This is a genomic window from Polynucleobacter corsicus, assembly GCF_018688255.1.
Taxonomy (GTDB): Bacteria; Pseudomonadota; Gammaproteobacteria; order Burkholderiales; family Burkholderiaceae; genus Polynucleobacter; species Polynucleobacter corsicus.
The window spans coordinates 390825-416111 of sequence record NZ_CP061314.1; the positions used below are offsets into that span (position 1 = coordinate 390825).

25 protein-coding genes and 1 tRNA gene are annotated in these 25287 nt (G+C 45.5%); 17 read left to right on the top strand and 9 right to left on the bottom strand.

Annotated elements, in window-relative coordinates; all coding sequences use genetic code 11:
• Positions 1 to 129: 129 nt before the first annotated feature.
• The 10 genes from C2747_RS02185 to C2747_RS02230 all read left to right on the top strand — a co-directional run bounded on the left by C2747_RS02185 (position 130) and on the right by C2747_RS02230 (position 6323).
• Complete coding sequence (locus tag C2747_RS02185; protein WP_215332072.1) at positions 130 to 366, top strand: hypothetical protein; 237 nt, start codon at positions 130 to 132, stop codon at positions 364 to 366.
• Positions 363 to 590 carry a hypothetical protein gene (locus C2747_RS02190; RefSeq protein ID WP_215332073.1) on the top strand — a complete coding sequence of 76 codons (228 nt, stop codon included), beginning with the start codon at positions 363 to 365 and terminating at the stop codon, positions 588 to 590. Before C2747_RS02185 ends, C2747_RS02190 begins: the two co-directional genes overlap by 4 nt.
• Positions 583 to 753, top strand: a complete 171-nt coding sequence (locus C2747_RS02195) for a hypothetical protein (protein ID WP_215332074.1) — start codon at positions 583 to 585, stop codon at positions 751 to 753. Before C2747_RS02190 ends, C2747_RS02195 begins: the two co-directional genes overlap by 8 nt.
• Entirely contained in the window at positions 746 to 3136 is a 2391-nt protein-coding gene (locus C2747_RS02200; RefSeq protein WP_215332075.1) for a DUF3987 domain-containing protein, read from the top strand. Before C2747_RS02195 ends, C2747_RS02200 begins: the two co-directional genes overlap by 8 nt.
• A 95-nt stretch (positions 3137 to 3231) precedes the next feature.
• Entirely contained in the window at positions 3232 to 3585 is a 354-nt protein-coding gene (locus C2747_RS02205) for a hypothetical protein (protein ID WP_215332076.1), read from the top strand.
• Complete coding sequence (locus tag C2747_RS02210) at positions 3582 to 4169, top strand: hypothetical protein (protein ID WP_215332077.1); 588 nt, start codon at positions 3582 to 3584, stop codon at positions 4167 to 4169. Before C2747_RS02205 ends, C2747_RS02210 begins: the two co-directional genes overlap by 4 nt.
• Before the next feature lie 411 nt (positions 4170 to 4580).
• Positions 4581 to 5057 carry a hypothetical protein gene (locus C2747_RS02215; RefSeq protein ID WP_215332078.1) on the top strand — a complete coding sequence of 159 codons (477 nt, stop codon included), beginning with the start codon at positions 4581 to 4583 and terminating at the stop codon, positions 5055 to 5057.
• Positions 5058 to 5278: 221 nt separating this feature from the next.
• Complete coding sequence (locus tag C2747_RS10620) at positions 5279 to 5449, top strand: helix-turn-helix transcriptional regulator (protein WP_349814587.1); 171 nt, start codon at positions 5279 to 5281, stop codon at positions 5447 to 5449.
• Positions 5446 to 5769: a hypothetical protein gene (locus C2747_RS02225; protein WP_215332080.1), complete on the top strand. Its 324-nt coding sequence runs from the start codon at positions 5446 to 5448 to the stop codon at positions 5767 to 5769. The genes C2747_RS10620 and C2747_RS02225 overlap by 4 nt, the downstream gene beginning before the upstream one ends.
• A 152-nt stretch (positions 5770 to 5921) precedes the next feature.
• Positions 5922 to 6323, top strand: a complete 402-nt coding sequence (locus C2747_RS02230; protein ID WP_215332081.1) for a hypothetical protein — start codon at positions 5922 to 5924, stop codon at positions 6321 to 6323.
• A 206-nt stretch (positions 6324 to 6529) separates the two neighbouring features.
• On the opposite strand, the gene C2747_RS02235 is transcribed toward C2747_RS02230, so the two are convergent.
• The 3 genes from C2747_RS02235 to tsaE all read right to left on the bottom strand — a co-directional run bounded on the left by C2747_RS02235 (position 6530) and on the right by tsaE (position 8544).
• Positions 6530 to 6605: transfer RNA gene (locus tag C2747_RS02235), tRNA-Lys, on the bottom strand.
• Positions 6606 to 6691: 86 nt separating this feature from the next.
• Positions 6692 to 8029 carry an N-acetylmuramoyl-L-alanine amidase gene (locus C2747_RS02240; RefSeq protein WP_215332082.1) on the bottom strand — a complete coding sequence of 446 codons (1338 nt, stop codon included), beginning with the start codon at positions 8027 to 8029 and terminating at the stop codon, positions 6692 to 6694.
• Positions 8030 to 8031: 2 nt separating this feature from the next.
• On the bottom strand, positions 8032 to 8544 hold the full coding sequence (tsaE, locus tag C2747_RS02245) for a tRNA (adenosine(37)-N6)-threonylcarbamoyltransferase complex ATPase subunit type 1 TsaE (RefSeq protein WP_215332083.1): 513 nt from the start codon (positions 8542 to 8544) through the stop codon (positions 8032 to 8034).
• Positions 8545 to 8587: 43 nt separating this feature from the next.
• On the opposite strand from tsaE, the gene queG reads away from it, so the two are divergent.
• Genes queG through C2747_RS02260 form a run of 3 tightly spaced genes read left to right on the top strand, consistent with a single transcriptional unit; the run spans position 8588 to position 10851 of the window.
• Positions 8588 to 9682, top strand: a complete 1095-nt coding sequence (queG, locus tag C2747_RS02250) for a tRNA epoxyqueuosine(34) reductase QueG (protein ID WP_251374800.1) — start codon at positions 8588 to 8590, stop codon at positions 9680 to 9682.
• A gap of 42 nt (positions 9683 to 9724) precedes the next feature.
• Entirely contained in the window at positions 9725 to 10510 is a 786-nt protein-coding gene (locus C2747_RS02255; protein WP_215332084.1) for an AzlC family ABC transporter permease, read from the top strand.
• A complete protein-coding gene (locus C2747_RS02260) occupies positions 10510 to 10851 on the top strand; it encodes an AzlD domain-containing protein (protein ID WP_215332085.1) in 342 nt (113 codons plus the stop codon). Before C2747_RS02255 ends, C2747_RS02260 begins: the two co-directional genes overlap by 1 nt.
• A 19-nt stretch (positions 10852 to 10870) precedes the next feature.
• On the opposite strand, the gene C2747_RS02265 is transcribed toward C2747_RS02260, so the two are convergent.
• Together C2747_RS02265 and C2747_RS02270 are read right to left on the bottom strand one after the other, a co-directional pair.
• Positions 10871 to 13948 (bottom strand): FAD-binding and (Fe-S)-binding domain-containing protein, encoded by a 3078-nt coding sequence (locus C2747_RS02265; RefSeq protein ID WP_215332086.1) that lies wholly within the window; start codon positions 13946 to 13948, stop codon positions 10871 to 10873.
• Positions 13945 to 14628: a GntR family transcriptional regulator gene (locus tag C2747_RS02270; RefSeq protein ID WP_251374801.1), complete on the bottom strand. Its 684-nt coding sequence runs from the start codon at positions 14626 to 14628 to the stop codon at positions 13945 to 13947. Before C2747_RS02270 ends, C2747_RS02265 begins: the two co-directional genes overlap by 4 nt.
• 179 nt (positions 14629 to 14807) lie before the next feature.
• Between C2747_RS02270 and C2747_RS02275 the strand changes: the two genes are divergently transcribed.
• The 3 genes from C2747_RS02275 (at position 14808) to C2747_RS02285 (ending at position 17951) form a co-directional block, all read left to right on the top strand.
• Positions 14808 to 15992 carry a pyridoxal-phosphate-dependent aminotransferase family protein gene (locus C2747_RS02275; protein ID WP_215332087.1) on the top strand — a complete coding sequence of 395 codons (1185 nt, stop codon included), beginning with the start codon at positions 14808 to 14810 and terminating at the stop codon, positions 15990 to 15992.
• A gap of 129 nt (positions 15993 to 16121) precedes the next feature.
• Complete coding sequence (locus C2747_RS02280; RefSeq protein ID WP_215330030.1) at positions 16122 to 16526, top strand: GlcG/HbpS family heme-binding protein; 405 nt, start codon at positions 16122 to 16124, stop codon at positions 16524 to 16526.
• 6 nt (positions 16527 to 16532) lie between these two features.
• Complete coding sequence (locus C2747_RS02285) at positions 16533 to 17951, top strand: DEAD/DEAH box helicase (protein ID WP_215332088.1); 1419 nt, start codon at positions 16533 to 16535, stop codon at positions 17949 to 17951.
• Here C2747_RS02285 and gluQRS read toward each other — a convergent pair.
• Positions 17938 to 18891, bottom strand: coding sequence for a tRNA glutamyl-Q(34) synthetase GluQRS (gene gluQRS / locus C2747_RS02290; RefSeq protein ID WP_251374802.1), 954 nt, complete (start codon positions 18889 to 18891; stop codon positions 17938 to 17940). The two genes, C2747_RS02285 and gluQRS, sit on opposite strands and share 14 nt — an antisense overlap.
• A 15-nt stretch (positions 18892 to 18906) precedes the next feature.
• Here gluQRS and dnaE point away from each other — a divergent pair, with 15 nt between their 5' ends.
• Positions 18907 to 22533, top strand: coding sequence for a DNA polymerase III subunit alpha (gene dnaE / locus C2747_RS02295; protein WP_215332089.1), 3627 nt, complete (start codon positions 18907 to 18909; stop codon positions 22531 to 22533).
• A gap of 13 nt (positions 22534 to 22546) precedes the next feature.
• Here dnaE and C2747_RS02300 read toward each other — a convergent pair whose 3' ends face one another.
• Genes C2747_RS02300 through C2747_RS02310 form a run of 3 tightly spaced genes read right to left on the bottom strand, consistent with a single transcriptional unit; the run spans position 22547 to position 25280 of the window.
• Positions 22547 to 23704: a glycosyltransferase family 9 protein gene (locus tag C2747_RS02300; RefSeq protein WP_215332090.1), complete on the bottom strand. Its 1158-nt coding sequence runs from the start codon at positions 23702 to 23704 to the stop codon at positions 22547 to 22549.
• Between the two features lie 20 nt (positions 23705 to 23724).
• Positions 23725 to 24504, bottom strand: a complete 780-nt coding sequence (locus C2747_RS02305; RefSeq protein ID WP_215332091.1) for a glycosyltransferase family 2 protein — start codon at positions 24502 to 24504, stop codon at positions 23725 to 23727.
• Positions 24501 to 25280, bottom strand: coding sequence for a glycosyltransferase family 2 protein (locus tag C2747_RS02310; RefSeq protein ID WP_215332092.1), 780 nt, complete (start codon positions 25278 to 25280; stop codon positions 24501 to 24503). Before C2747_RS02310 ends, C2747_RS02305 begins: the two co-directional genes overlap by 4 nt.
• Between the last annotated feature and the right edge of the window lie 7 nt (positions 25281 to 25287).

Sequence of the window (25287 nt, forward strand, 5' to 3'; positions counted from 1 at the left end):
TGAATTTTCCCTATTTTTTAGAGTTAATAAAAAGCCAATAAAAATAAGGCTTTAGAGGTGGCATTCAATTTGTGTAGGTAATTCCCTACCAAGAAAATCTATTTAACTCAACGAAAGGAGTTAGTAGATATGAATGAATCAAACCAAGAAGTAACAAACCTTCCGCCCGGACTATCGGCAATTGCTGGTAACCGGGATTTGATTACCACGCCTGAAATTGCCCAAGTCTTTAATGTGGCAAGTCAAACAGTCCGCAAAAATTATTCCTTGACCGGTGAAGCCTACGGCATTCGACCAACCAAAATCGGCAATCGCTTGCTTTGGTCGGTAGCACAAATAGCTGAAAAGTTAAGAGGTGCGCTATGAGCCATGCCCAAGCCGTTTATCAAGCTATTCCAATCCATGTAAAGCGCCAATTTGAAAATGGAGTGGCAATCCTTGTAAATAACCTAATTGAGAATGTTGAAAGCAATCCATTTGGTTTAAGCGACCAAGATAAAGGCTTTCTAACCGCATTAGGTCAAGCCCATGGCGCTGGTGACCATAGCGCAGTTTATGAAGCATTCGGAAGGATTTTGATTGATGAATAAACCAATAAAAAAAGCGACCTGCAAAGTCGCTTTAGTAAAACCTGACAAATCAAATTTTAAAGCAAAAGCCAAGAAAGTTGTAGTTTGCCTAGCTTGTTATGGAGTTATCCCAATAGCCCTAGCTGACTGGTTATTAAGAGTAGGGGGATTAGCGCATGAGTGACCCTACCAAACAATTCAAGGAAGCTATGTATTCGGCTGGCATGACACCGCCTGACTTTATCGAAGCAGACGGCAAATTAAGGCGCTTTGCTAGTGGCGATAAAAAGAATGACAAAAGTGGCTGGTATGTATTCCATAACGAAGGTATTCCGGCTGGCGCATTCGGTGATTGGTCAAAAGACATTAGCCAAAGCTGGAAAGCTAATATAGGTCGGGGATTAACGCCTAGTGAGATTCGCGCCCACCAAATCAAAATGGAAGCTGTTAAAGAGCAAAGGGAAGCCGAAAAGTTAAACCTACAAGCCGAAGCAAAAGAAAAGGCAATTGGTTTGTGGACTAAAGCAATACCGGCAACAGACCACCCTTATTTAATAGCGAAACAAATCAAGCCTTATACCGCCAAACAATTTGCAGATTCATTATTGATACCGGTTTATGAAGGTGGCGAAATCCAATCACTACAAATAATCCAAGCAGACGGCTCAAAACGCTTTCTAACGGGTGGAAAGGTAGCCGGGTGTTACTACGCCATTGGCAAAATAGAAAATGCCAAGGCGCTTTGTATATGCGAAGGCTTTGCAACGGGCGCGACTATTCACGAAGCCACAGGCTATCCGGTAGCAATCGCCTTTAATGCTGGCAACCTTCAAGCAGTAGCTAAAAATATCAAAGCTAAATATCCACAATTGAAATTGATTGTTTGTGGCGATGATGACTATAAGGCCGAAGGAAATCCTGGAGTTACTAAAGCAACCGAAACCGCACAAGCCGTTAATGAATTATTAGCAATTCCTAGCTTTGGAATTCACCGCAAAGAAAAGGCGACCGACTTTAACGATATGGCGCAAGAAGCTGGTTTGCAAGCAGTTAAAGAAGTTATTCAAAACGCTTTGCAACCAACCCAAACCCAATGGCATGACCCAATACCTTTACCTGATATGCCACCGGTGCAAACCTTTGATTTAGCCCTTATGCCGGATTCATTAAGGGCATGGATTAAGGATATTGCCGAACTAATGCAATCACCGACTGACTTTCCAGCAATTAGCGCAATTGTGGCGTTATCAAGTTTGATTGGTGCTAAAGCCGTTATTCAACCAAAGCAAAAAACCGATTGGCAAATACGCCCAAACCTTTGGGGTGGCTTAATTGGTCGGGCTAGTTCTAAAAAAAGTCCTTCACTTGATGAAGTGCTAGAGCCATTGTTTAAGCTGGAAGCTAAAGAAAATGAAAGGGTTAAGACTGAATACGAACAATGGTTAATTGATTGCCAAGTAGCTGAATTGGATAAACAAGATAAGGAAAAGAAGGCAAAGTCTGAAATTGCTAACGGCAACAATTCCCAAGCTAGAACCTTGCTTGAAGGTATCACTACACCGCCCGAACCCATAAGAAGGCGTTTTGTAGTTAATGATTCGACTGTTGAAAAGCTAGGCGAAATATTAGCAGTTAATCCTTGGGGAATTCTTTGCTATCAAGATGAATTGATTGGCTTATTAAAAGGTATGGATAAGACCGGTCAAGAAGGCGCTAGGGCGTTTTACTTGCAAGGATATAACGGCAACCAACCCTATACCTTTGACCGCATTGGTAGAGGTAGGATTCATATACCAAGGGTTTGCATAGCGTTACTAGGTGGTATTCAACCGGGTAAGTTACAAGAATATATTCGGGGTGCAGTAAGTGGTGGAAGTGCAGACGATGGCTTATTGCAAAGGTTTGGTTTAGCCGTATATCCGGACACCGGCAAAGACTTTATTTTTATTGACCGATACCCTGACATTGAAGCTAAAGACAAAGCTAAACAGGTTTTTAACCGCTTGGCAGAGTTACAACCGGAAGGCGATAACCCAACAATATGGCGATTCACGCCACAAGCCCAAGAATTATTTAATGAATGGTTTATTGACCTAAATAAAGAATTACAAAGTGGCGAGTTGCACCCGGCATTGGAATCGCATTTTCAAAAATACGCCAAGCATATACCGGCATTGGCACTAATCTTTGCCCATATTGATACGCCTGATAGTGGCAATTTAGTAGGCGAAAGAGAGTTAGCTAGGGCATTGGCATGGGGTGAATATTTACGAACCCACGCCATAAGAATTTATCAATCGGCAATCCAACCGGAAACAACGGGCGCGAAAACAATACTCAAAAAGATTAAAGCCAAGGTTTTGATTGATGGTTTTACGGCTAGGGAAATAGCCCAAAGACAATGGGCTGGATTAAGCGATGTTGAAGCCGTTAAGAAGGCGCTGGTATTGCTGACTGATTATGAATATATCAATCCACAAACTAGCCCAACAAGTCCCAAGGGTGGCAGACCTAGCGAGAAATATTCAATCAATCCAAAGCTACTTGATGGTGGATTAAATGAATAATGCCCTAGTTGGTGACCCTACGAAACCAACAAAACTAGGTAATGTAGGTTTTGTAGGGTGTGCATATAGCCTATTTTCTGAATTAAAGGGTTTATATGACTTGGCTTGAACGATTAAAAACAATTGAACAAGCACCGGTCATATTGCAAGCACCGCGCCAAATTGATGACCCAAAACAATTAAGGTTGGTTGGATTAACCAATAAAGGATTAAGCCTTGATGAAGCCAAAGAAGTAACCCAATGGCTTGATTTAAGAACCCAAGGCGATGACCGGATTCTTTGCTATGAATGCCACCACCTAAAGGGATATGTTGGCTTATGGCGATGTGGCAATTGGCGCAAGGCTGGAATAGCTATTAGGGAAGCCGGTGCTGGATTGGGCGATATGGTGAATTTATTCCAACGATGTAACGGCTTTAACCAATCAATTAAGGAAGTTGAACTATGACAAAAACCAAAACCCAAGTCCTTGAAATCAAAAGAGGTAAAGACCAAACCAAAGAGCAAGCATTGGCTGAATTTAATTCCAAGTCCGATTTTTTAAGCACCGCAGTAAAGGAATCATTTGATATTGGTTTAGGTGATGACTTTAGTTTTCAATCCACTATGCAAGTATTGGAAAAGACAATTCAACAAATCCAATCGGGCGATTTATCCAAAATAGAGGAAATGTATATAAGCCAAGCAGTAGCATTAGAGGTGATGTTTACAAGCCTAGCAAGGCGCGCCAAAAATCAAGAAAAGTTATTGCAATACGAAACCCATATGCGATTCGCTTTAAAAGCCCAAAATCAATGCCGGGCTACTTTGCAAGCATTGGTGCAATTAAAGCAACCAAGCAATACAACCTTTGTAAAGCAAGCCAATATTGCCCAAGGTCATCAACAAGTAAACAATTTGGCAGAAAAAAACATAACGCCACAAAACGAACTATTAAAGGGTAGCTATGCGGAATTGGACACCGGAGCAACGACAACGCCAACGGGAATTGATACAACGCTGGAAGCCTTGGAAACAATCAACAGGCGCTAAAACACCGGAAGGTAAGAAAAGGTCATCACAGAATGCCTACAAAACCGGCAAAAGCCTTGAATTTAGGGAATTTATTAAATTTATAAATAGATTGCTAAAAGACCAAAAAGACTTGATAAGATAAGGAATCAACAAAGGGGAATATATGAAATTACTTACCTTATGCGCTATAAGCCTTATTGCACTTGCTGGATGTGCTGGCGGTATTGATAGCGTTGATACTAAAGGAAAAAATCAGGCTTGCGTAAGACAATGTACTGAACCTTATTCAAATTGCATTAGTAAGGCATACTTTTCTAACCAACATTCTTGTGCAAGTGGTTTCAGGGCTTGCGCCAATGCTTGCCCTGATAAGTAATTGTGCAAATTAGTTTTATCACCTAGAAAGTTTGTTACCAGTAAGGTTATTAAATGACAAATGTTGATATGGATGATATTTATGATTTGTATTCATTGCTTTATGAAAAATTCCATAAAAATAAAGACCTTTTCCTATCAAAGCAAAGATGGAGTGAGTTCTTTTCCCTTCTAACAAAGGGTAGAAAAGAGTTTTGGCGTGTAGTTGGCATTACACCTAGCGCACTTAAACTTTATAGACAAAATGATTACAAGACAAATAAAGGTTTAGTTAGAGGTCATATGCACATGCGTATTAAAACTTTCGATATATTTTTTAATATAGAAAAAAAATTAAGTAAGACGGAATTTTGGAAACTTTTTAAAAAATATGACCCAGTAATCTTAATGACCAAAGAAGAAAACGAGTCACATGACATTCCTGTCTATATAAAAATAAGCAACCCAAAAGCAAACTTATTCACAAATTCTGGCATTAATTGGAAACTAACAAAACAAGATAAAGAATTATTAAAATCCCTGAAAGGTTAAGTATGCGCCCTAATTCCCGAGAATTAAGTCATTGTTATGAATTGGTCACCCATGTAATGGGAAAAATTAACGACCAGGGCGGAATTTCAATAGAAACTGCCGGACACTTCAAGGATTTATTACATAAACTGGAAGACTATTTTGTAACTAAATACACTAGAGAAAATAATTTATAGTTCTAGGGTTATTAAAAAATTACAAACCCAAACCAACTTTTAAGAATTGCTGAAGTAAGTGCGCTGACTACTTTGGCTAAATCAATAATCAATCTATGGGTTGCCCAAGGGAAGTTTCCAAAGCCAATGGCTTTATCACCTTCGATTAAATGCTGGCGAATGGGTGATATTGATGAGTGGATTAACTCTAAATTCAATGATGAGGTGAATTTATGAAATTGCTTAATAAGGTTCTTATTGCCGTTTTGCCAATATTTTTAATATATAGTTTTTCAAACTTTGCATATGGCGACCCATGCAGACAAGATTCAAAAGGTAATGTTTGGTGTGCACCACCTGGTGGCGACACAAAGACTAATGACCAAAATCAAGTTGTATGTGGGGTTGGTCAATGCTTAATAACTACCGATGGTAAGAATACAGTTATGTGCTCATCAAAACCAAGTGGTGGCGCAATGTTTCAAGGTAGTGATATTTTATGCTTTGGCGGTTGTGTTGAAGGTCGGCAATCCTTATGTACGCAATTAAGTAGGTAATTTGGGTGGCGCTTACCTAGAGATAAAAATTCTTTGTGAACGGCTTGTAGGTGGCTAAAGACCAATCCACCTAGCCTTGCCTTTATATAAATATAGTCAATCTAGAACTATTATAAATATAGACTATACATGGAAGAAGGAATCTAAATTCAATGGAATCCAATAAATCTAGTGGATTGACCATATTGCTGGTGTTACTTGCTTTTGGTGGTATTGGCAAACTTATTTCCGATTTAGGAAAACCAACAGTAGAGCAACAAAAATTTATTGATGATTACCATTACGCTAGACCAAGAACTTGGTTGAAGTCATTATGTGAAGAAAAAACTGCTTGCGAAATGTATGTTGATGTTCGCCAGCAATGCGCAACTGCTGGAAGTATTAGTGAATGCGTAAAAATCAAGATGAATGGTTCAGTTCCGAACTTTTGCGGAGATGATGGTCATATCGTCATAAATTCACTCTTTACCGGAAGATTTGATTTAACCGAAAAGAATATTGCCCCCAGTTCGCTTCAATGCTTTGCACTTAATTTTGTCGAAAAAGAAGAATAAGTGATTGGCTGGATTTCAAAAAGGCAATTTTCTTTTGGGGTGGGCTGGTAATGGGGTCACGCACTACTAAAAGTCACGCCCAAATCAGTTGCCAAAAGAAGCTAAAAAGGGTGAATTTAGCCTTGTAACCCCTACATCACCACTACATGGCGCTAAAAAAGAAAAAAGGACTAAAAAGCAAATTGCCTTGAAGTCCTTATTCTATATGGTGGGTCGGGCGAGATTCGAACTCGCGACCAACGGATTAAAAGTCCGCTGCTCTACCGACTGAGCTACCGACCCAGTAAAAGAAAGATTATAGCAAGAAGTTTATGGGTCCTCCCGGGTCTGTAGGTGTCTACCGTCAAGCCCTTGTACTTATAAGAGCGCTATGCGTTTGCGCGTCTGGCAACGGGTGGATTTTTGGAAAAATAGTCCTTAATTCCCCTCATAATCGCTTCAGCAATCCGGTCTTGATAAGCATCATCATTGAGTCTCGCCTCTTCCTGAGGGTTGCTGATAAAGGCAGTCTCCACCAAGATGGATGGAATGTCTGGCGCCTTGAGAACGGCAAAGCTGGCTTGCTCAACTTTTGCTTTATGTAAGGGCGCAAATCCACTGATTTGTTTGAGGATGGAGGTGCCCACTTGAAGTGAGTCTTTGATTTGGGCGGTTGTCGACATATCAAGTAGTAGATTGGCCACCTGCTTATCTTGTGTTTTGATGTTGATGCCACCGATTAAATCTGAAGAATTTTCTTTGTTAGCCATCCAACGCGCCGTTGTACTACTGGCACCCATTTGAGACAAGGCAAAGACCGAAGCACCTTTGGCCCTAGGTTCGATAAAAGCATCCGCATGAATGGAAACAAATAAATCGGCTTCAACGCGGCGTGCCTTTTGTACTCTTGTATGCAGGGGTACAAAGTAATCGCCATCTCTTGTGAGGAAAGGGCGCATATAAGGATCACTCTCAATCTTATCGCGTAAGCGCTTAGCAATAGAGAGGACTACATGTTTTTCTTTAGAGCCCATTGCACCAATAGCGCCTGGATCTTCACCACCATGACCTGCATCGATTGCAATAGTGATGAGGCGCTTCTGTTTTACTTTTGCTGAAGCTTCCTTTAAATCTGGAATGGCTTGCGCTACTGGAGCCTTGGGAGCATCCTTTTCTTTTTTTGTGGCGAACTGTGCAATCAGATCGATTTCTTCATTGGCTTTTTCTAGGGCGCTTTCTTTGCGGGCGCTACTCTTGACCAACTCCATTAGCGGATCTGGCGGTGTAGTAGGGTAGAGATCAAGCACCATACGGTATTGATACTCTGCAATAGGCTCGAGTGTGAAAAGCTGTGGCTTTACCGGCTCCTTAAGATCAAATACCAAACGGACCATGCCGGGTTGAAATTGTCCCACCCGAATCTGTGACACATAGGGGTCATTCGATTTCACTTTAGCGACTAAGTCTTTTAAGGTGGAATTGAGTTCCATGCCCTGAACATCAACAACCAAGCGATCAGGATTGGTTAGAAGCTGTTGAGTAATCGGCAGCGCTTTATCTGATTCGAGAGTGATACGTGTGTAGTCCTCCGCCGGCCAAATGCGCACGCCCAAGATCTTGGCCCCCCAAGCAATATCTACCTCACCAAAGAAGAGAATGAAGCCCAGCATCTTTGCTGAATTTTTGAGATGCTTTCTTCTAGAGGTATTAATGGGGCGCTTGCTCATCTCTATTGAGGGCGCAATCTCTCTATAACGGTCATCCCAAGCTCGGAGTTTGCTTTAAGTTCTATTTGTCTTTCCGACTCTTGTTCGCCTGCTACCAAGTGAATTGCAATATCAAAAGCAGGGAGTGTGCCCTCGGCTTTTTCTGGCCACTCCACTAAACAGAATCCAGGCTCATCAAAATGCTCTGCAAAACCCGCCTCTTGCCACTCCAAAGGATCTCGCATGCGGTAGAGATCAAAGTGATTCATCGCCAGAGTCTTGCTATTGATGATGAGTGGATAGGGTTCACATAAGGTGTAGGTTGGACTCTTCACTCGACCCGCATATCCTAGGCCTTGTATGAGATAGCGGGCAAAGGTAGTCTTGCCAGCCCCAAGATCGCCCTCTAGGGAGATATTGAGGTGAGTGCTTTGATCGGTTTGGAAAAGATGGCCGAGACTGGAGGCAAGCTGTTGCGCTAAAGCAGTGGTATCTGCTTCTTGCCTACAATGTTGTGTAAATGAATTCTGAGCCATTTGCCTAGTTTATTCAATTATTGAGCTACATTCTGTATTCCTAATGACTTCTTCCCAAATGCCGATCTCTGATGACCAGGCCAATCTTCGTGAATGGCTGGATGAGCAATCTCGTAAATTGGGTTTTGATGGCTTGCGTATTACGGATACCCATCTTGGATCAGCCACAGAGAGGCTTCATGAGTGGTTAGAGCAGGGTCGTCATGGTCAGATGGAATACATGGCTAGACATGCTGATTTGCGCTCTGATCCTGGCATGCTTGTTCCAGGCGCTGTCAGGGTCATTTGCGTCACCATGAACTACCTATCTCCTGCGATTGATTTTGACCGTGAGTGGCAGCGTTTAGCTGATCCAAGCCAAGCTGTGGTGTCGGTATATGCCCGAGGGCGTGACTATCACAAGGTGATGCGCAATCGTTTGCAAGAGTTTGCACAGCTTATTGAAAAGCGTATTGGATTATTTGGTTATCGCGTGTTTACTGATTCAGCACCGTTGATGGAAGTAGAGTTGGCTCGTAAGGCGGGCTTGGGTTGGCGAGGCAAACATACTTTGCTGCTCAATCGTGAATCTGGATCGACCTTCTTTTTGGGTGAAATCCTAGTGGATGTGCCATTGCCTATAGATCAAGAGCAGGAGTCGCATTGCGGAACATGCCAGTCTTGTATCGACATTTGTCCTACGCAAGCCATTACTGCGCCTTACCAATTAGATGCGCGACGTTGTATCTCGTACCTGACGATTGAGAATCCAGATGCCATTCCGGTGGAGTTTCGTAGAGCGATGGGTAATCGTGTTTACGGATGTGATGACTGCCAATTAATTTGCCCTTGGAACAAATTTGCACAACGTACAGTCTTGCCAGATTTTGCTGAACGCCATGGCCTCGGGAAGGAAAGTCTTTTGCAGCTTTGGTCTTGGACTGAAGATGAATTTGAGAAACGCCATGAGGGCAGTGCCATTCGTCGGATTGGCTACTCTAGGTGGCGCAGAAACTTAGCAGTGGCCATGGGGAATGCTTTGGCTGCTGATGATGTGCCTGCATCAGATAAGGACCTCCTGCGGCAGGCTTTGCAGGGCGCATTGCCTTTGGCGGACGCCTTGGTGGCTGAACATATCGACTGGGCGCTGAGTTCCTAAGTATTTTTTGGCAAAGTACCTAGCAGCTCTTACAATCAAAACATGTCATCAGCTGATCAACCCTTTATAGACCCCAGTGAAATTAAGCTAGAGGCTTCAGTAGCGCAGCGCTATAAAAATCGCAGTGAGGCTTTTTGGGCGGGGATTCGGGATGCGGCTGGCGCACCTGCAATGGTGCTCTTTGCTGGTATGGTGGGTTTTGGTGCGATGGGTAAAACCAATGGTATGGATGCTTGGTTTACCACTGCCACTAGTTTCTTCATGTTCGCATTACCTGGACAAGTAGTCTTGCTCGAGATGGCCATTACTGGATCTTCAGTAGTTGCTATTGCTCTCGCGGTGACCTTAACTTCTACGCGTTTCATCACGATGACGGTGACACTCTTTCCACAGTTTCATGAAAAAGATCGCAATCATGGGTTGTATGCTTCAGTCCATCTTCTAGCAATGACTGCTTGGGCTATTTCCATGCGAGAGTTTCAGACGATAGAAGCAAAGCATCGCTTAAGTTACTTTGTCGGTCTTGGTTTGCTGTGTTGGATTATTTCTATTCCGGGCACTATTCTGGGATATTTGTTGGCAGGTGTAGTGCCGCCTTACATTACGCTTGGTCTCGTTTTTATAAACCCATTATTCTTTTTGCTGACGTTTACTGAGGTAAAGCCTTGGGTTAATCGAATCGCCATTGGCTTAGGTTTTGTATTAGGCCCCTTTTTCTTTCTCTTAGATCGCGACACTAGCCTGCTGACCACCGGTCTAGTAGGGGGAACGATCGCCTATCTATTTGATCGCAAGGTACTACGCAAAAGAGCGGGGGTGATGAGTTGATGAATGCTAGCCTCCAGGGTTGGGGTTTGTGGATCGCCTTAGCAGGCGCCACAATCGGAACCTATATTTGTCGCGCTATTGGTGTTTTACTCGCTAAAAGAATTAATCAAGATAGCGAAATCTTTCGCTATCTTTCTGCTGTTACTTATGCGATGGTGGCGGCCCTCGTTGTCAGAATGGTCCTCATGCCTATTGGCCTCTTATCAACCGTACCCGTATGGATTCGATTGCTGATTTGTGCCTTAAGTATTGGTGTGATGGTTTCAAAACCAACACACCGTCTTGTTCCAGCCCTATTGACTGGAACCGTATTAATGCTAGCTTACGGCCTTATTCGTTAAATAGTGTTGATGCCCTGTTTTAGAGATGGGCTGCCAAAATCTTGGCGATGTGTACAGCATCTCTTTGAGTACCATCGGCAATCTGGTGGCGGCAGCTGGTGCCATCCGCAACTACCCAACTATCTGGCGCTTTACGAATCGCAGGTAAGAGGCTAGCTTCTGCCATTTGCTTAGATACTTCAATGTGCTCAGCCTCGTAACCAAAACTACCAGCCATACCGCAACAGGAAGACTCAATCAGTTTAGGCTCAACATTCGGAATGAGTTTTAGCAGTTCCATTGCAGGCGTCACAGCAGCAAATGCTTTTTGATGGCAATGACCATGAAACAATACTGGGCGCGTTGCAGTTTTCAGTGACAGCTTGAGTTTGCCTGCCTTGGCCTCACTTGCTAAAAATTCCTCTAAGAGCCGTGCATGCTTACTTACCGTCACTGCCCGCTCACCAAAGCCCATGACTAGTGCCTCATCCTTCAAAGTGAAAAGACAGGAAGGCTCTAGACCAATAATAGAAATGTCTTTTTCTGCATAAGGGGCTAGATGATTGACTAATTCGTCGAGGCTTGCTTTAGCTTTATCGACCATGCCAGCCGCAAGGTAAGTGCGACCACAGCAAAATTCCTTAGAGCAGGCATTAGCGCTCTTAGTTTCAGTTTTAGTCTTTTGGGGAATGTGAACACGATAGCCAGCTGCTTGCAAAACCTGTAGAGCCGCGCGTATGTTCTCATCCTCAAAATAGGCATTGAAGGTATCGGCTAATAACACCACTCCCTTGTTACCATTTGCATCTAATTTACTCAGTTCTGCGGGCGTAAATTGATAAGGCGCAATTGCACTTTGATTGCTCCAGAAAGTTTTTGCTTTCCAAATCGGCAAACTTCTTTGGGCAGAAATACCCATGACCCATTCTTGTAATTTAGCAATTGGCGCAATGTGATTGCGAAGATTGAGTAATGCGGGAAGCCATGGAATGCTGCTAATCATGGGTGCATATTTAGGTAAATACGCAACAGCGAGATCGCGCATGGTATGCCCAGTCCGCTTCTTGTAAGCAGATAAAAACTCGATCTTCATCTTTGCCATATCAACGCCAGTAGGACATTCACGGCGACAAGCTTTACAGCTAACGCAAAGTTCCATCACTTCTTTAATGGCATCACTACCCAGGGGTGAACTCCCGTCTTTAATATCCAGTTGATTAGAGAGGGCTAGGCGCAATGTATTGGCGCGACCACGAGTGAGATGTTTTTCATCACGAGTGACTCGATAGCTTGGGCACATCACTTCCGCATCAAACTTACGGCAATGACCATTGTTATTGCACATCTCTACTGCTTTAGCGAAGCCCATCGCAGGATCACCGCCAGTCCCAGGTGCACTAGTCTCCTCAGTGACGGGATTGTTCTGTACATTCCAGGCGGACCAATCTAAAGCGGGTTGCAGTGGAATCACCTTATAGCTTGGTGGAAAGCGGAAGTTGCTCGCATCATCCATCTTTGGCGGATTAACGATCTTGCCAGGATTGAATAAGCCCTTAGGATCAAAAGCATGCTTGATTTCAGCGAGTGCTTGGGTAATCTTCGGACCAAATTGCCAGGAGATCCACTCGCCGCGGCAGAGTCCATCACCGTGCTCACCACTATAAGCACCTTTGTACTTGCGAACCAGGGCAGATGCTTCTTCTGCAACTGCACGCATCTTTTGCGCACCATCACGACGCATATCCAGAATAGGGCGCACATGTAATGTCCCTACAGAAGCATGCGCATACCAAGTACCACGTGAGCCATACTTAGAAAATACCTCTGTGAGTGATTGGGTGTATTCAGCAAGACTCTCTAGTGGAACTGCGCAATCTTCGATAAAGCTGACTGGCTTGCCATCACCTTTGAGACTCATCATGATGTTTAGGCCGGCTTTGCGCACTTCCCATAAATTCTTTTGGAGGCTGGCATCCGGCATAGCAACCACTGAGCCTGGAAGTCCAAGGTCACCCATGAGGTTCTGCAAGGACTTTATTTTTTCAAGCAAGGGTGCATGCGCTTCCCCTGAGAACTCTACTAATAAGATAGCTTCAGGTGTTTGAGCGCTAGCATCTATCAGTGCAGTCTCAATGGTTTTCTTAAAGCTCGGATTGTGGCGCGCTAGGTCAATCATGGTGCGATCGACTAACTCAACAGCGGTAGGCCCAAGCCTGACGATGTGTTGCGCACTATCCATTGCCTTGAAGAAGCTCGCAAAGTTCACCACTCCAAGTACTTTGTGTTGCGGTAATGGCGCTAACTTCAGTTCGAGGGATTTGAAATAAGCCAAAGTGCCCTCGCTACCTACCAAAAGATGCGCCAAGTTGACGCTACCGTCTTGGGTGTAAGGGAGCTCACTTTGCGGATAGAATACATCTAGGTTGTATCCAGCGACACGACGCAAGACTTTGGGGAAGTGCGCCTCGATCTCCAGCTGTAATGTATTAGCAAGACCCTTAACAAAGTCGCCTAATTGTTTTGCAGCACCAGAACTGTGAGCGTAATTTCCGAAGCTAGCTACCTCTCCGTTTGCAAGCCAGGCATCAATACCTAAAACGTTGTGCACCATGTTGCCATAAGCGATTGATCGACTGCCGCAAGAGTTATTACCTGCCATACCACCAATAGTTGCTTGCCCTCCGGTAGAAACATCTACTGGATACCAAAGGCCATGTGGCTTGAGAGCAGCGTTCAGGTGATCAAGCACCATACCCGGCTCAACAATGGCTATGGCCTTAGCTGGATCTGCATGCAGGAGTTTACGGAAGTATTTAGTGTTATCGATGACAAGTGATGTGCCAGTAGTCTGTCCGCACTGACTAGTGCCTCCACCACGCGGCAGAACTGGAATACCTAAGTCAGCTGCAATCTGAATCGCCGTCGCAATATCCTCAGCTGTTTTAGGAATAAAGACAGCAACTGGCATGGCTTGATAGATCGATGCATCGGTTGCATAGCGGCCGCGACTAGCTATGTCCGTCAAGACCTCACCAGAGGTTTCTTGTCTCAGGCGTTTAGCAAGCTCTGCCTTATTGGCAACGAATTCTGGCAATGGCAAATCGACTGGCTTGTTCATGCCGCAACCTTCTCTGTAGATTCTGAGTCAATTAATTGAATAACAACATCACGCTTATTCATGACATGCTGGATCATGATTTTACGCATCCGTACGCTATCGCGGGCCTTTAATGCGTCTAACATTTCTTGATGTTCCTCGACCGCTTTTTCCCACTTAACCCCATCCTGATTAGAGCGAAAGCGGAGCGCTTCAATGCGAGCGTTGACTTGGCTAAATAGTTGACTGAGGACGGGATTGTTCGCTGCGTGATTGATAGCCTGGTGAATTTTGAGATTGAGTCGATAGTAGCTAGATAAATCCCTGCGGGCATACGAGGCCATCATTTCGTATTGGAGTGCTTCAAGTTCAATCAGTGTTTGATCGCTAATATTTTGCGCTGCCAGCTCTCCAGAGAAACCTTCTAAATTGGCGATGACATCAAAGGTATGAATGATGTCGTCTCGGCTCAGTTGAATTGCTATGGCGCCACGGTTAGCAATTAATTCAACCAGGCCATCGGCAGCTAGACGTCGAATCGCCTCGCGAATAGGGGTGCGTGAGACATTGAGTTGCTCTGCTAATTCGCGTTCATTGAGCTTGCTCCCTGGCGCAATGGAGCCCTCCACCAATAAAGCTCTGAGCTTCAGGAAGATGGCTTCATGCAAGTTTTGCGAGTTTGCTGGTGTTGTGAGCATCATGTGAAATGCCTTAAATTTGTATACATAATCACTATAACGCATCTATAAGCATAAATAATGCTCTAAATAGCTTATTTTTTGATTATTTGTTAAATATTTTGCATACAAAATTGTCAATTGCCAAAAAGTGACTTACACTCACCCCCAAGATTAACTAAAAAAACCAAGCGAGACTCAGCATGCTAAAACTAGATAACCACCTCTCGGGACGTCATTTCTTACATATCCCCGGTCCAAGCCCAGTGCCTTCCCGCATTCTGAGGGCGATTAGCTATCAAACCATCGATCACCGTGGCCCTGAATTCGGAGCATTTGGCCTCAAGGTTTTAGATGGTATTAAAAAGATTTTCAAGACTGAGCAACCCGTCATTATTTATTCAGCCTCTGGAACCGGTTCTTGGGAAGGGGCTTTAGTCAACGTCCTCAATCCTGGCGATAAGGTGGTCTTTTATGAGACTGGCCATTTTGCAAACTTATGGCGTGCTTTGGCTAAAAAAATTGGTATTGAGGTTGAGGTGGTGGGTAAAGCAGGTGCTGATACTTGGCGTTGGGGTGTCGATGCATCCGTGATTGAAGAGCGTTTACGCAAAGATACTCAGCATGAAATTAAAGCAGTTTGCGTAGTGCATAACGAAACTTCCACTGGAATTACATCCAATATTGCTGCTGTTCGTAAGGCGATTGATGATGCAAAGCATCCAGCACTATTACTCGTTGATAGCGTATCTGGCATTGGTTCTGCTGATTATGAGCATGACAAATGGGGTGCTGACGTGACTGTTTCAGGTTCGCAAAAAGGCATGATGTTGCCTCCGGGTATCGGCTTTAATGCTTTGTCACCAAAAGCGATTGAAGCAAGTAAGCACAGCAAAATTCCAAAAGCCTATTTAGCTTGGGATGAAATTTTAGAATCCAATAAAACGGGCTACTGGCCAACTACACCTAGCACCAATCTCATGTACGGTTTGCATGAAGCAATCGATATGATGCAGACCGAAGGCTTGGACGCGATTTTTGCTCGCCATCAACGTTTGGCAGAAGCTTGTCGTCGCGCCGTTGCCGCTTGGGGCCTAGAGAACCAGTGTTTAGACCCAAGTGCCTATTCACCAGTATTGACAGCGATCGTAGTTCCAGAAGGAATGGATGCGGATGTTTTACGTAAACATGCCCTAGAAAAGTTCAATCTTTCGCTCGGAACTGGCCTAGGCAAGCTCAAAGGTAAGATTTTCCGTATCGGCCACCTTGGTGATTGCAACGAATTAAGTCTCATGGCTGCCTTGAGCGGGGTTGAGATGAGTTTTAGTGCTATTGGCTATAAACCCAAGGCCAGCGGTGTAGTTGCTGCCCAAGAATTTCTAAAATAATCAGTAAGTTGGGTGTAAATAGGGTGCTGGTTAGTAAATCTACTGGCTTGCACCCCTTATAATTCAAGTACTTATAAAGATAGCAGTTTCATCAAATAAAACATATTCGAGACAGAGAGAATTCACATGTTGGCAACTAAACCGTATTTAACTCAGGCTGATGTTCAAAAGATTTTGGATGCAGCTGACAAGCATGCTGCAGCAAATAACTGGGCTGTGACGATTGCTGTCTGTGATGACGGTGGCCATCTCTTAGGTTTGATCCGTCGCGATACATGTGCTCCTGTCTCCGCTTATATCGCTCAAGAAAAAGCGCGTACTGCTGCAATGGGTAAGCGCGAGAGTCGTGTCTACGAAGAGATTATTAATAATGGACGCATTTCCTTTTTATCTGCCCCGCATATTTCGGGCATGTTGGAAGGTGGCGTCAATATCGAGGTAAACGGGTTTACCATCGGCGCAGTCGGCGTTTCCGGCGTTAAATCGACTGAGGATGCCGAAACCGCGAAGGCCGGCATTGCAGCCATTCTGTAAGTTACCTTGACAAATACTGTTCCTGAAATAAATTCCCCTACCGGCGCCACTGAGAGTGGCGCCACCCCAGCAACAATTACCTTTGCTGACTTTGGTTTAGATCCAAAGATTCAAAAAGCGGTATCTGAGCAGGGTTACAACACTCCAACTCCGATTCAAGCGCAAGCTATTCCGCACGTGTTGGCGGGAAGCGATTTGATGGGCGCGGCTCAAACCGGTACCGGTAAAACGGCTGCTTTTGTACTACCCATTATTCAAAAGATTCTGCGTCACGCTAGTAGCAGTGCTTCACCTGCCCGCCATCCGATCCGTGCTTTGGTATTAACGCCGACACGTGAGTTGGCTGTTCAGGTTGCTGAGAACGCAGCGAGTTATTCAAAGCACACCGATTTGCGTGCCGCCGTGGTTTACGGTGGCGTGGATATGAAAGAGCAAGTAGCCACACTGCGTGGCGGTGTAGAGATTTTGATTGCGACCCCCGGCCGCTTGCTGGATCACATTGGCTCTAAAGTAGCCAACTTGTCTCAAGTAGAAATTCTGGTGCTGGACGAAGCCGATCGCATGCTCGACATGGGCTTCTTACCTGACTTACAGCGCATTATTGATTTGATTCCAGCTCAGCGCCAAACTTTATTGTTCTCAGCTACGTTTTCACCAGAGATTAAGAAGTTGGCGCAAAGTTATTTGCGCACGCCAGTGACTGTTGAAGTGGCGCGCCAAAATGCCGCGGCAGATACTGTTAAGCAAGTAGTTCACATGGTGGCTAGTGCTGATAAGCAACAGGCGATTGTGAAAGTGCTGGAAGCGCGTACTCGTCAAGGTTTATCTCGTCAGTGCATCATCTTTACCAACAGCCGTTTAGGCTGTGCAAGGCTAGCTCGCTCTTTGGAGCGTGATGGTATCAAGGCTGGCGCGATTCACGGTGACAAGAGTCAGGGTGAGCGCACTCTGACTTTAGATGCATTTAAATCTGGAGCGATCGAGGCCTTAGTTGCAACCGACGTGGCTGCTCGCGGTCTGGATATTCCGTCGATGCCTTGTGTGATTAATCACGAGTTGCCATTTAATGCGGAAGATTTTATTCATCGTATTGGTCGTACAGGTCGCGCTGGCAGTAAAGGCGACGCGATTGCACTAGTCGATGCTAGTGAAAAACGTTTACTCGACGATATTGAAAAGTTGATGAAGCGCAAGTTGGATATTCAGCCATTGCCTGAGGGTAGCTCACGTCCCGCTCACAGTAGAAATTCATCGAGATCAGATGCGCCAGCAAAAATGTCAGATCCTTTTTTCTACAAGCCTTACGAGCCTACTGCTGTAGTCAAGCCAGCATCAGAGGCTGCAAATCCTGCAGAGAAAAAAGTCGGTATTACTCCTGCGAAACCAGCAGTTGGCGCTTTACTGGGCGGCTTCAAGAAAAAATAATTTTTCTGTCCCAAGCCTGAGTGGCTGCTAATAGCCACTCAGAAATCGAAGTCTCTTTTCCGTCGGGTAGATCCCTCAACCCTAAGTGCCTTGCAGCTTTACGTAACTCTTGTAAAGCCTGCTGCGCATTCTCAGTATGAATAGCGCTTGCTAAAGTTTGCTTACTGAGTTTCTCACTATGCTCATCAAGCACTAGAGGTAGATGCAGGTAGCTTGGCGTTTCATACCCCAAGACTCTTTGCAGATACATTTGTCGTGCTGTGTTGTTCAGTAAATCTGCCCCGCGCACAATGTGCGTAATGCCTTGCTCAGCATCATCCACTACGACGGCCAGTTGATAGGTAAATATGCCATCCCGACGCCGCAACACAAAGTCTCCCACTTCTCGATTGAGATCTTGAGTTTGTTTACCTAGGGCGAGATCTTCAAAATCAATGCCGAGTCCTGGTGGCAGGGCAAGTCGCCAAGCTACGTCGGTTGATGATCTTTCTAGCTCATCGTATGTGCCAATTTGATGGGGGCGACAGGTTCCCGGGTAGACCATCTCTTGATTGCGGGTGGTCATTACGCCACGAGCTTTTAGGGCGTTTGCAATGTCTTGTCGAGAGCAGGTGCAGGGATAGACGATTTGGAGCTGATTTAAGCGCTCCAGAGCCTTTTTATAGCGCTCTTGATGCTTGGATTGCCAAGTTGGCTCCTCGTCCCAAGTGAGGCCGCAGGCAAGCAATTGGCGCATGATCTCTTGATCTGCCCCGGAAATACAGCGGGGAGCGTCTAAATCCTCCATTCTGAGAAGCCATTTCCCATGATTTTTACGGGCATCTAACCAGCTTCCCAGGGCAGCAACGAGCGATCCGGCATGAAGTGGGCCGGTGGGCGAGGGGGCAAATCGCCCGCGATAGCGGTCGGCTGGGGGTGAGGGGTTTTTGAAGTTCGGCACAGCTAAAATGATCTCATGGCTTCACCCCGTTTTGTTCATCTACGCGTCCATTCCGAGTTTTCAATTACGGATGGCGTCGTTCGCATTGACGATGCGGTAGCTGCTGCTGAAAAAGATGGCATGGGCGCCTTGGCTCTTACCGACTTAAGTAATTTATTTGGCTTGGTCCGTTTTTATAGTGCTGCACGCTCCGGCGGAATTAAGCCAATTGCAGGCGCAGATGTTTGGGTGAGTAATCCTCAAGACCCAGATCAACCTCATCGTTTATTGCTCCTGGTTCAAAATCACTCTGGCTATCTCAATTTATGCCAGCTCTTGAGTAAGGCCTCTCTTGAGAATCAATCCCGCGGTCGAGCTGAGGTCGATCTCAAATGGTTCAGCGAGCCAGCCTCAAAGGCGGAAGATAAAGCTGCAAAAAGAACGTTGTCGTATGGATTAATTGCACTTTCAGGAGGACGTTGGGGTGATGTCGGTGCTGCGCTCCTCGCTGGTCAAGAAGATTTAGCTAAAGAGGCTGCTCAGCGTTGGGCGAGCTTATTTCCAAATGCTTTTTACATTGAAGTGCAGCGCGGCGGCCATCCTCAGGATGAGCAGCAACTTCAGTTGGCTTGCCACCTTGCTAGTGAAATGGATTTGCCGATTGTTGCTACGCATCCAGTGCAGTTTATGAAGCGCAGTGATTTCATAGCCCATGAGGCTCGAGTCTGTATTGCTGAAGGTGAGCTTTTAGGCAATCCTCGTCGCACCAAGAAATTTAATGAAGAGCAATATTTTTTATCTCAAGAGGAGATGGAAAAGCGCTTTGCAGATTTACCTGTTGCACTAGCTAACTCGGTAGAGATCGCTAAACGTTGCAACCTATCTTTAACCTTAGGTCAGCCACGCTTACCGGATTTTCCAACGCCGCCTGGTATTACGCTCGACGATTATTTATTGCAGCAATCTGAGATTGGTTTGAAGCGCCACATGGAGCGCAATTTCCCGGATTCAGAGGAGCGCGCCAAGGAAGAGGCTCGCTATCACGAGCGCTTAGTCTTTGAGGTGAAGACAATTGCTCAGATGGGTTTCCCGGGTTACTTTCTGATTGTTGCGGACTTTATTAACTGGGCAAAAAATAATGGCGTGCCAGTTGGCCCTGGTCGTGGATCTGGTGCCGGCTCTTTGGTCGCCTATTCATTGGGTATTACTGATCTTGACCCGCTGCGTTACAACTTGCTCTTTGAGCGCTTCCTCAATCCTGAGCGGGTATCGATGCCCGACTTCGATATTGACTTTTGTCAGCATGGGCGCGATCGCGTTATTCAGTACGTAAAAGATAAATACGGCAAGGATGCAGTCAGTCAAATTGCGACCTTTGGAACGATGGCTGCAAGAGCGGCAATTCGTGACGTTGGTCGCGTACTCGAGCAAGGCTATAACTTCGTTGACGGTATTGCGAAATTGATTCCGAATAAGCCAGGTCAGTACATGACGATTGAAATGGCTAAGAAGGAAGAGAAGCAATTAGGTGAGCGTGAAAAGAATGAAGATGAAGTGCGTCAGCTTTTATCTCTCGCACAGCAGTTAGAGGGTATGACCCGTAACGTGGGTATGCATGCAGGTGGTGTATTAATTGCGCCTGGCCGCTTAACTGATTTTTGCCCGCTGTATACACAAGAAGCGAAAGATTCTAAAGACCAAGAGAGCGGTTCAGTCATTAGTCAGTTTGATAAGGACGACGTAGAGGCTATCGGCTTAGTCAAGTTCGACTTCCTAGGCTTAACTACCTTAACGATTTTGGCAGCTGCTGAGAAATGGATTCAGACGCTACATGCCGACCGTAAAGATTGGAATATCGGTGAAATTCTGCTCGATGATCAAAAGGCTTTTGAGGTTCTAAAGAATGCTAATACGGTCGCCGTCTTCCAGTTAGAAAGTCGCGGCATGCAAGGCATGCTGCGTGAAGCCAAGCCTGACCGCTTCGAGGATATTATTGCGCTCGTTGCCCTCTACCGTCCTGGACCAATGGACTTGATCCCGGACTTTATTGAGCGTAAGCACGGGCGGCAAAAAGTAGAGTATCCGGATCCTCGGATTGAGCCAGTTCTGCAAGAAACCTACGGCATCATGGTCTACCAAGAGCAGGTGATGCAGATGGCGCAGATGATCGGCGGATATTCACTTGGTGGCGCAGATATGTTGCGTCGCGCAATGGGTAAGAAGAAGCCTGAGGAGATGGCGCAGCATCGTAAGATTTTTAGTGACGGTGCAAAAGCGGGTGGCATTACTGAAGGCAAAGCCAACGAGATTTATGACTTGATGGAGCGTTTTGCAGGCTATGGATTTAATAAATCCCATGCTGCTGCTTATGCGCTCCTGGCATATCAAACTGCTTGGCTAAAAGCCTATTACCCCGCTGAATTTATGGCTGCCAACTTATCGCTCGCAATGGATGACACCGATAAGGTGAAGATTCTGTACGACGATTGCTTGGCAAATAATATTCGCGTGTTCTCGCCTGATATCAATACTGGTGTGTATGTGTTCACACCATTGCGTGCACCCGATGCGGCACCGGATTCTCCTATTAGCCATATTCGTTATGGTTTAGGCGCAGTGAGGGGGACTGGTGAGGCGGCAATCGAGGTGATTGTGAAGGCACGCGAGTCTGGCGGCCCTTTTAAGGATCTGTTTGATTTCTGTGCGCGAGTTGATCGCAGGCAGGTCAACCGCCGTGCCATTGAGGCCTTGATGCGTGCTGGCGCCTTTGATAGCTTGTATAAAGACTCCATTCCTGCTGGTGGTAATCCTTACGATATTCGATCTACTCTATTGGCTTCTCTCGCGCGCGCCATTGAGGCTGCCGAACAAGCTGAAGCCTCAATTAATCAAGTGAGTTTGTTTGAGGTGGCAGGAGAAGATGATCGTCATTTGCCAGAGTTAGTCCGTGAATTACCCTGGTCTGAAAAGAAGCGTCTCCAGGATGAGAAAAGTGCTCTAGGACTTTGCTTGACCGGCCATATGTTCGATGCCTACCGCGAAGAGACGGCGCATTTCATTCGCCAGCCATTAGTCAAGGTGACCGAGGGTAAGGATCAGCTAATCGCTGGCATTATTACCTCTGCTCGGATGTTGACCGGTCAGCGTGGCCGCATGATGATTGCAACGATTGATGATGGTACCGCTGCGATTGAAGTAACGCTCTATAGCGAAGTCTATGAACCTAATCGTTCTTGGCTCAAAGAAGATGAGTTGCTGGTGGCAAAAGTAAATATCACTCCTGATAAGTTTTCTGGCGGAGTGCGTATTGTGTCTGAGGCGGTGATGGATATAACGGGAGCCCGTATGCGTTTTGCGCGTAACCTTCATCTGTCCATCGATTCAGGAATTGATCTCCAATCTTTACGTAGCCAAATTGGACCTTACTTGATGAGTAACCGGGTGCGTGATCCCCGGCTGGGTCCTGCAGCAGCCTCTATGCCAAGCGCTAGCGAAGGCATGAAGGGTTTGATGCTCACAGCTGCAGTAACCACTAGTGGTGGAGCCTGTCTAATGCAGTTCCCAGATGAGTTGCGCATCTATCCAGATGATGCTTGCTTGCATAGCTTGAATCAAATTTTGGCAGCCAAGCAATCCAATACCGTTCAGGTTCAGTACCTCTAAGCGCGTACTGCTTTTATTGCTTTGTTGCGCTTTGCAGTGCTTCGATCACCTGATCTGGACCTAGCTGGTCTAAACATTCGCTATTACTGCTTGCACGATCCTCGCAACCCGCTTTGCGGCAGGGAACGCATTCACCAGGCCCTTGCAAGATTGTGACATTGCCAACCGTCTGTGAGCGAGCTCTTAATTGATATGGCTGTTCACCAATAAAACCATTAGGCCATGGCCCAAAGTTGGTGGGTGGTGTTGGGCCAAATAGAGCTATGGTCGGTGTATTGCATGCGGCTGCCAAGTGCGTAATAGAGGTGTCTACCCCAATATAAGCTATCGCTCCACGAATCAGCGTTCCCGCCTGTGGAATAGTGAGTAGGCCTGCGGTATCAACGACATGTTTACGGGTTTGTTCATCCAGCAATGAAAGAATATCTTGATTGAGTTGCAGATCTTGCTTGGCCGGGGATGCGCTCAGCACCACTTGCCAACCTTGTTTTGTAATCCACTTCAGTAATGTTTGCCAATACGCAAGTGGCCAACGCTTGTATGCGGTTAAAGGTCCGGGATGCACTACGACATAAGGTGAATGAAGTTGAGCGGCAATGCTTGGAGTAATCGGATCACCGGCAGGAGCTGTCACCGAGACTGGTTTAGTAAATAATTCCAGTGGATTTTTATAAAAGATCTCGAGCAGACGAAGCTTTTCAGTAATGACATGTTGCGCAAAATAATCTACGTCAACTGTATGTAAGCTGATCGATTTTTTCCAGGCATTTTGTTTATCACTTTTACTTTTTTTAGTCTTATCTTGCTCAGTGAGGCCTTGAGGATGGCCACCTAGTACACCCACGCGGTGATGGGCGGCTGCTAGGCCGTAAAAATAGGCGCGATCACTGGGTTGTGTAACCACTGCCAAGTCATAACGCTGAAAGAGTTTGAAAAACAAAGAGAAATACTCTTTGAGATTGGGGCGGTCAGAAGTTTCGATTGTCTGGGTAATATCGGGATTGCCTTTGAGCATCTCGAGCTTGCCACGGTAGCCCAAAAAGTGAAACTCCGCATCTGGCCACAATTCACGCGCTTGTGAAATGAGCGGTGTAGTGACAAGGACATCCCCAATTTGGCGAGTCGCAATAAACAAAACTTTTTTAGGCTTCAGTGCTGAGAATGCAGTCATGGGGCTAATGTAACTCAATCCTACTGAGCTTTAGCTAGAATTTTTCCACGGACGCGACGTGCATTTTCTGCTGCATTCGATTGATCGTTGATACGGTGGTAGAGGTGTAGCACCTCGGTAGCCCAAGATCCAGATTTACGAATCAAACCCCTATTTTGTAGTCTGAAAACAAAATCAGCATCCTCATGTCCCCAGCCTGTCATGGTCTCATCAAATCCACTAATGGCTAAGGCATCAGTCTTCCAGCACGCCATATTGCAGCCTTTGATGCGGCGCCAGACAAATTTTTTGTAGTTGCGCCAGGCTCCATCACCTAACTTGATTGTGAGAGGCCAGTACTTATTGATGCCTCCGGATAGTCGATAGCTCAGTAGACTTTTGCTGAATTTCTTGAAATCCCAGCGTGGCCATGACAGTAAATGCTTGCTGAGTTTGTCATTCAGTAAGACACGGCTACCTGTTATTAGATGGTTTGCCTGAGACAGTGCGCGATGTTGTGCAATAAAGTCTGGCTGAACAATACAGTCACCATCTAGAAAAATTAAATATTCACCAACTGATGTTTCGATAGCTTGATTAAGGATGAGAGTTTTTCGAAATCCCTGATCTTCTTGCCAAAGATGAGTGATTTTTACTGGGAAATTTTTCTGGGTTGCTTCTATGAGATCTTTTGTATCTTGGGTTGAGCCATCATCAGCAATGATGATTTCAAAATCTAAATCGGTTTGAGTGCTAAGTGACTCAAGACAGAGTTTGAGAGCTTGCGGCCAGTTATAGGTCGCCAAAAGAACGGAGATCATTTGCTGAGAGAATGATTGGGTTTTGCTTCTTGGTGCAATTGCCATAACTTCATGTATCGATAGTAAGTTCCTTGCCCATTCGATATTGCTAATGCAAAACCCTGAGGACCGTCTAAGAAACCAAGACGAATAAAGTAGGTGCGAGTAAAAGCCCAAATACCATGAAGTACTGCAGTTAATGGACTACTCTTTTTGCCCTTAGAAAATGCCTGCTCTGCTGAAGCTGTTGAATAGCGATCTAGCTTCTGGAGCACTTGCGAGTAGTTCATGAAGCTGTAATGCAGCATCGGATTCTCCAGTTTGGCTACTTGCCCAAGAGGAATCAGTCGCTCATGAACCAGGTCATCTGAGAAGTGGGCAGTGCCGCGCTTAAACAATCGATCCACATAATCGGGGCTCCAACCGGAATGCCGAATGAAGCGACCGCAATACCAAGATAGGCGTGGAATTGCAAAACAGTCAACATGGGCTGAATGATGAATAGCCGTCACAATTTCACTTCTCAGGGCCGGTGTAAGGCGTTCATCGGCATCTAGAGATAGAACCCACTCACCAGTAGCTAGGTCTAAGGCGCGATTCTTTTGAGGCCCAAATCCAGGCCAATCCGTCGGTTGGCTAATGACAGCCCCATGGTTTTTGGCGATCGCTAGGGTGCTATCAGTGCTATTGGTATCCACCACCACAATTTGCTGGCCAATCCCCTCCAGGGAGGCCAAACAGTCAGCCAAATTGGCCTCTTCATTGCGAGTGATGAGTATGACGGATAAGGTGGGCATAATTCAT

Coding starts and splice junctions, on each gene's coding strand:
- C2747_RS02185 (WP_215332072.1), top strand. CDS start 130: ATGAATGAATCAAACCAAGAAGTAACAAACCTTCCGCCCGGACTATCG.
- C2747_RS02190 (WP_215332073.1), top strand. CDS start 363: ATGAGCCATGCCCAAGCCGTTTATCAAGCTATTCCAATCCATGTAAAG.
- C2747_RS02195 (WP_215332074.1), top strand. CDS start 583: ATGAATAAACCAATAAAAAAAGCGACCTGCAAAGTCGCTTTAGTAAAA.
- C2747_RS02200 (WP_215332075.1), top strand. CDS start 746: ATGAGTGACCCTACCAAACAATTCAAGGAAGCTATGTATTCGGCTGGC.
- C2747_RS02205 (WP_215332076.1), top strand. CDS start 3,232: ATGACTTGGCTTGAACGATTAAAAACAATTGAACAAGCACCGGTCATA.
- C2747_RS02210 (WP_215332077.1), top strand. CDS start 3,582: ATGACAAAAACCAAAACCCAAGTCCTTGAAATCAAAAGAGGTAAAGAC.
- C2747_RS02215 (WP_215332078.1), top strand. CDS start 4,581: ATGACAAATGTTGATATGGATGATATTTATGATTTGTATTCATTGCTT.
- C2747_RS02225 (WP_215332080.1), top strand. CDS start 5,446: ATGAAATTGCTTAATAAGGTTCTTATTGCCGTTTTGCCAATATTTTTA.
- C2747_RS02230 (WP_215332081.1), top strand. CDS start 5,922: ATGGAATCCAATAAATCTAGTGGATTGACCATATTGCTGGTGTTACTT.
- C2747_RS02240 (WP_215332082.1), bottom strand. CDS start 8,029: ATGAGCAAGCGCCCCATTAATACCTCTAGAAGAAAGCATCTCAAAAAT.
- tsaE (WP_215332083.1), bottom strand. CDS start 8,544: ATGGCTCAGAATTCATTTACACAACATTGTAGGCAAGAAGCAGATACC.
- queG (WP_251374800.1), top strand. CDS start 8,588: ATGACTTCTTCCCAAATGCCGATCTCTGATGACCAGGCCAATCTTCGT.
- C2747_RS02255 (WP_215332084.1), top strand. CDS start 9,725: ATGTCATCAGCTGATCAACCCTTTATAGACCCCAGTGAAATTAAGCTA.
- C2747_RS02260 (WP_215332085.1), top strand. CDS start 10,510: ATGAATGCTAGCCTCCAGGGTTGGGGTTTGTGGATCGCCTTAGCAGGC.
- C2747_RS02265 (WP_215332086.1), bottom strand. CDS start 13,948: ATGAACAAGCCAGTCGATTTGCCATTGCCAGAATTCGTTGCCAATAAG.
- C2747_RS02270 (WP_251374801.1), bottom strand. CDS start 14,628: ATGATGCTCACAACACCAGCAAACTCGCAAAACTTGCATGAAGCCATC.
- C2747_RS02275 (WP_215332087.1), top strand. CDS start 14,808: ATGCTAAAACTAGATAACCACCTCTCGGGACGTCATTTCTTACATATC.
- dnaE (WP_215332089.1), top strand. CDS start 18,907: ATGGCTTCACCCCGTTTTGTTCATCTACGCGTCCATTCCGAGTTTTCA.
- C2747_RS02300 (WP_215332090.1), bottom strand. CDS start 23,704: ATGACTGCATTCTCAGCACTGAAGCCTAAAAAAGTTTTGTTTATTGCG.
- C2747_RS02305 (WP_215332091.1), bottom strand. CDS start 24,504: ATGATCTCCGTTCTTTTGGCGACCTATAACTGGCCGCAAGCTCTCAAA.
- C2747_RS02310 (WP_215332092.1), bottom strand. CDS start 25,280: ATGCCCACCTTATCCGTCATACTCATCACTCGCAATGAAGAGGCCAAT.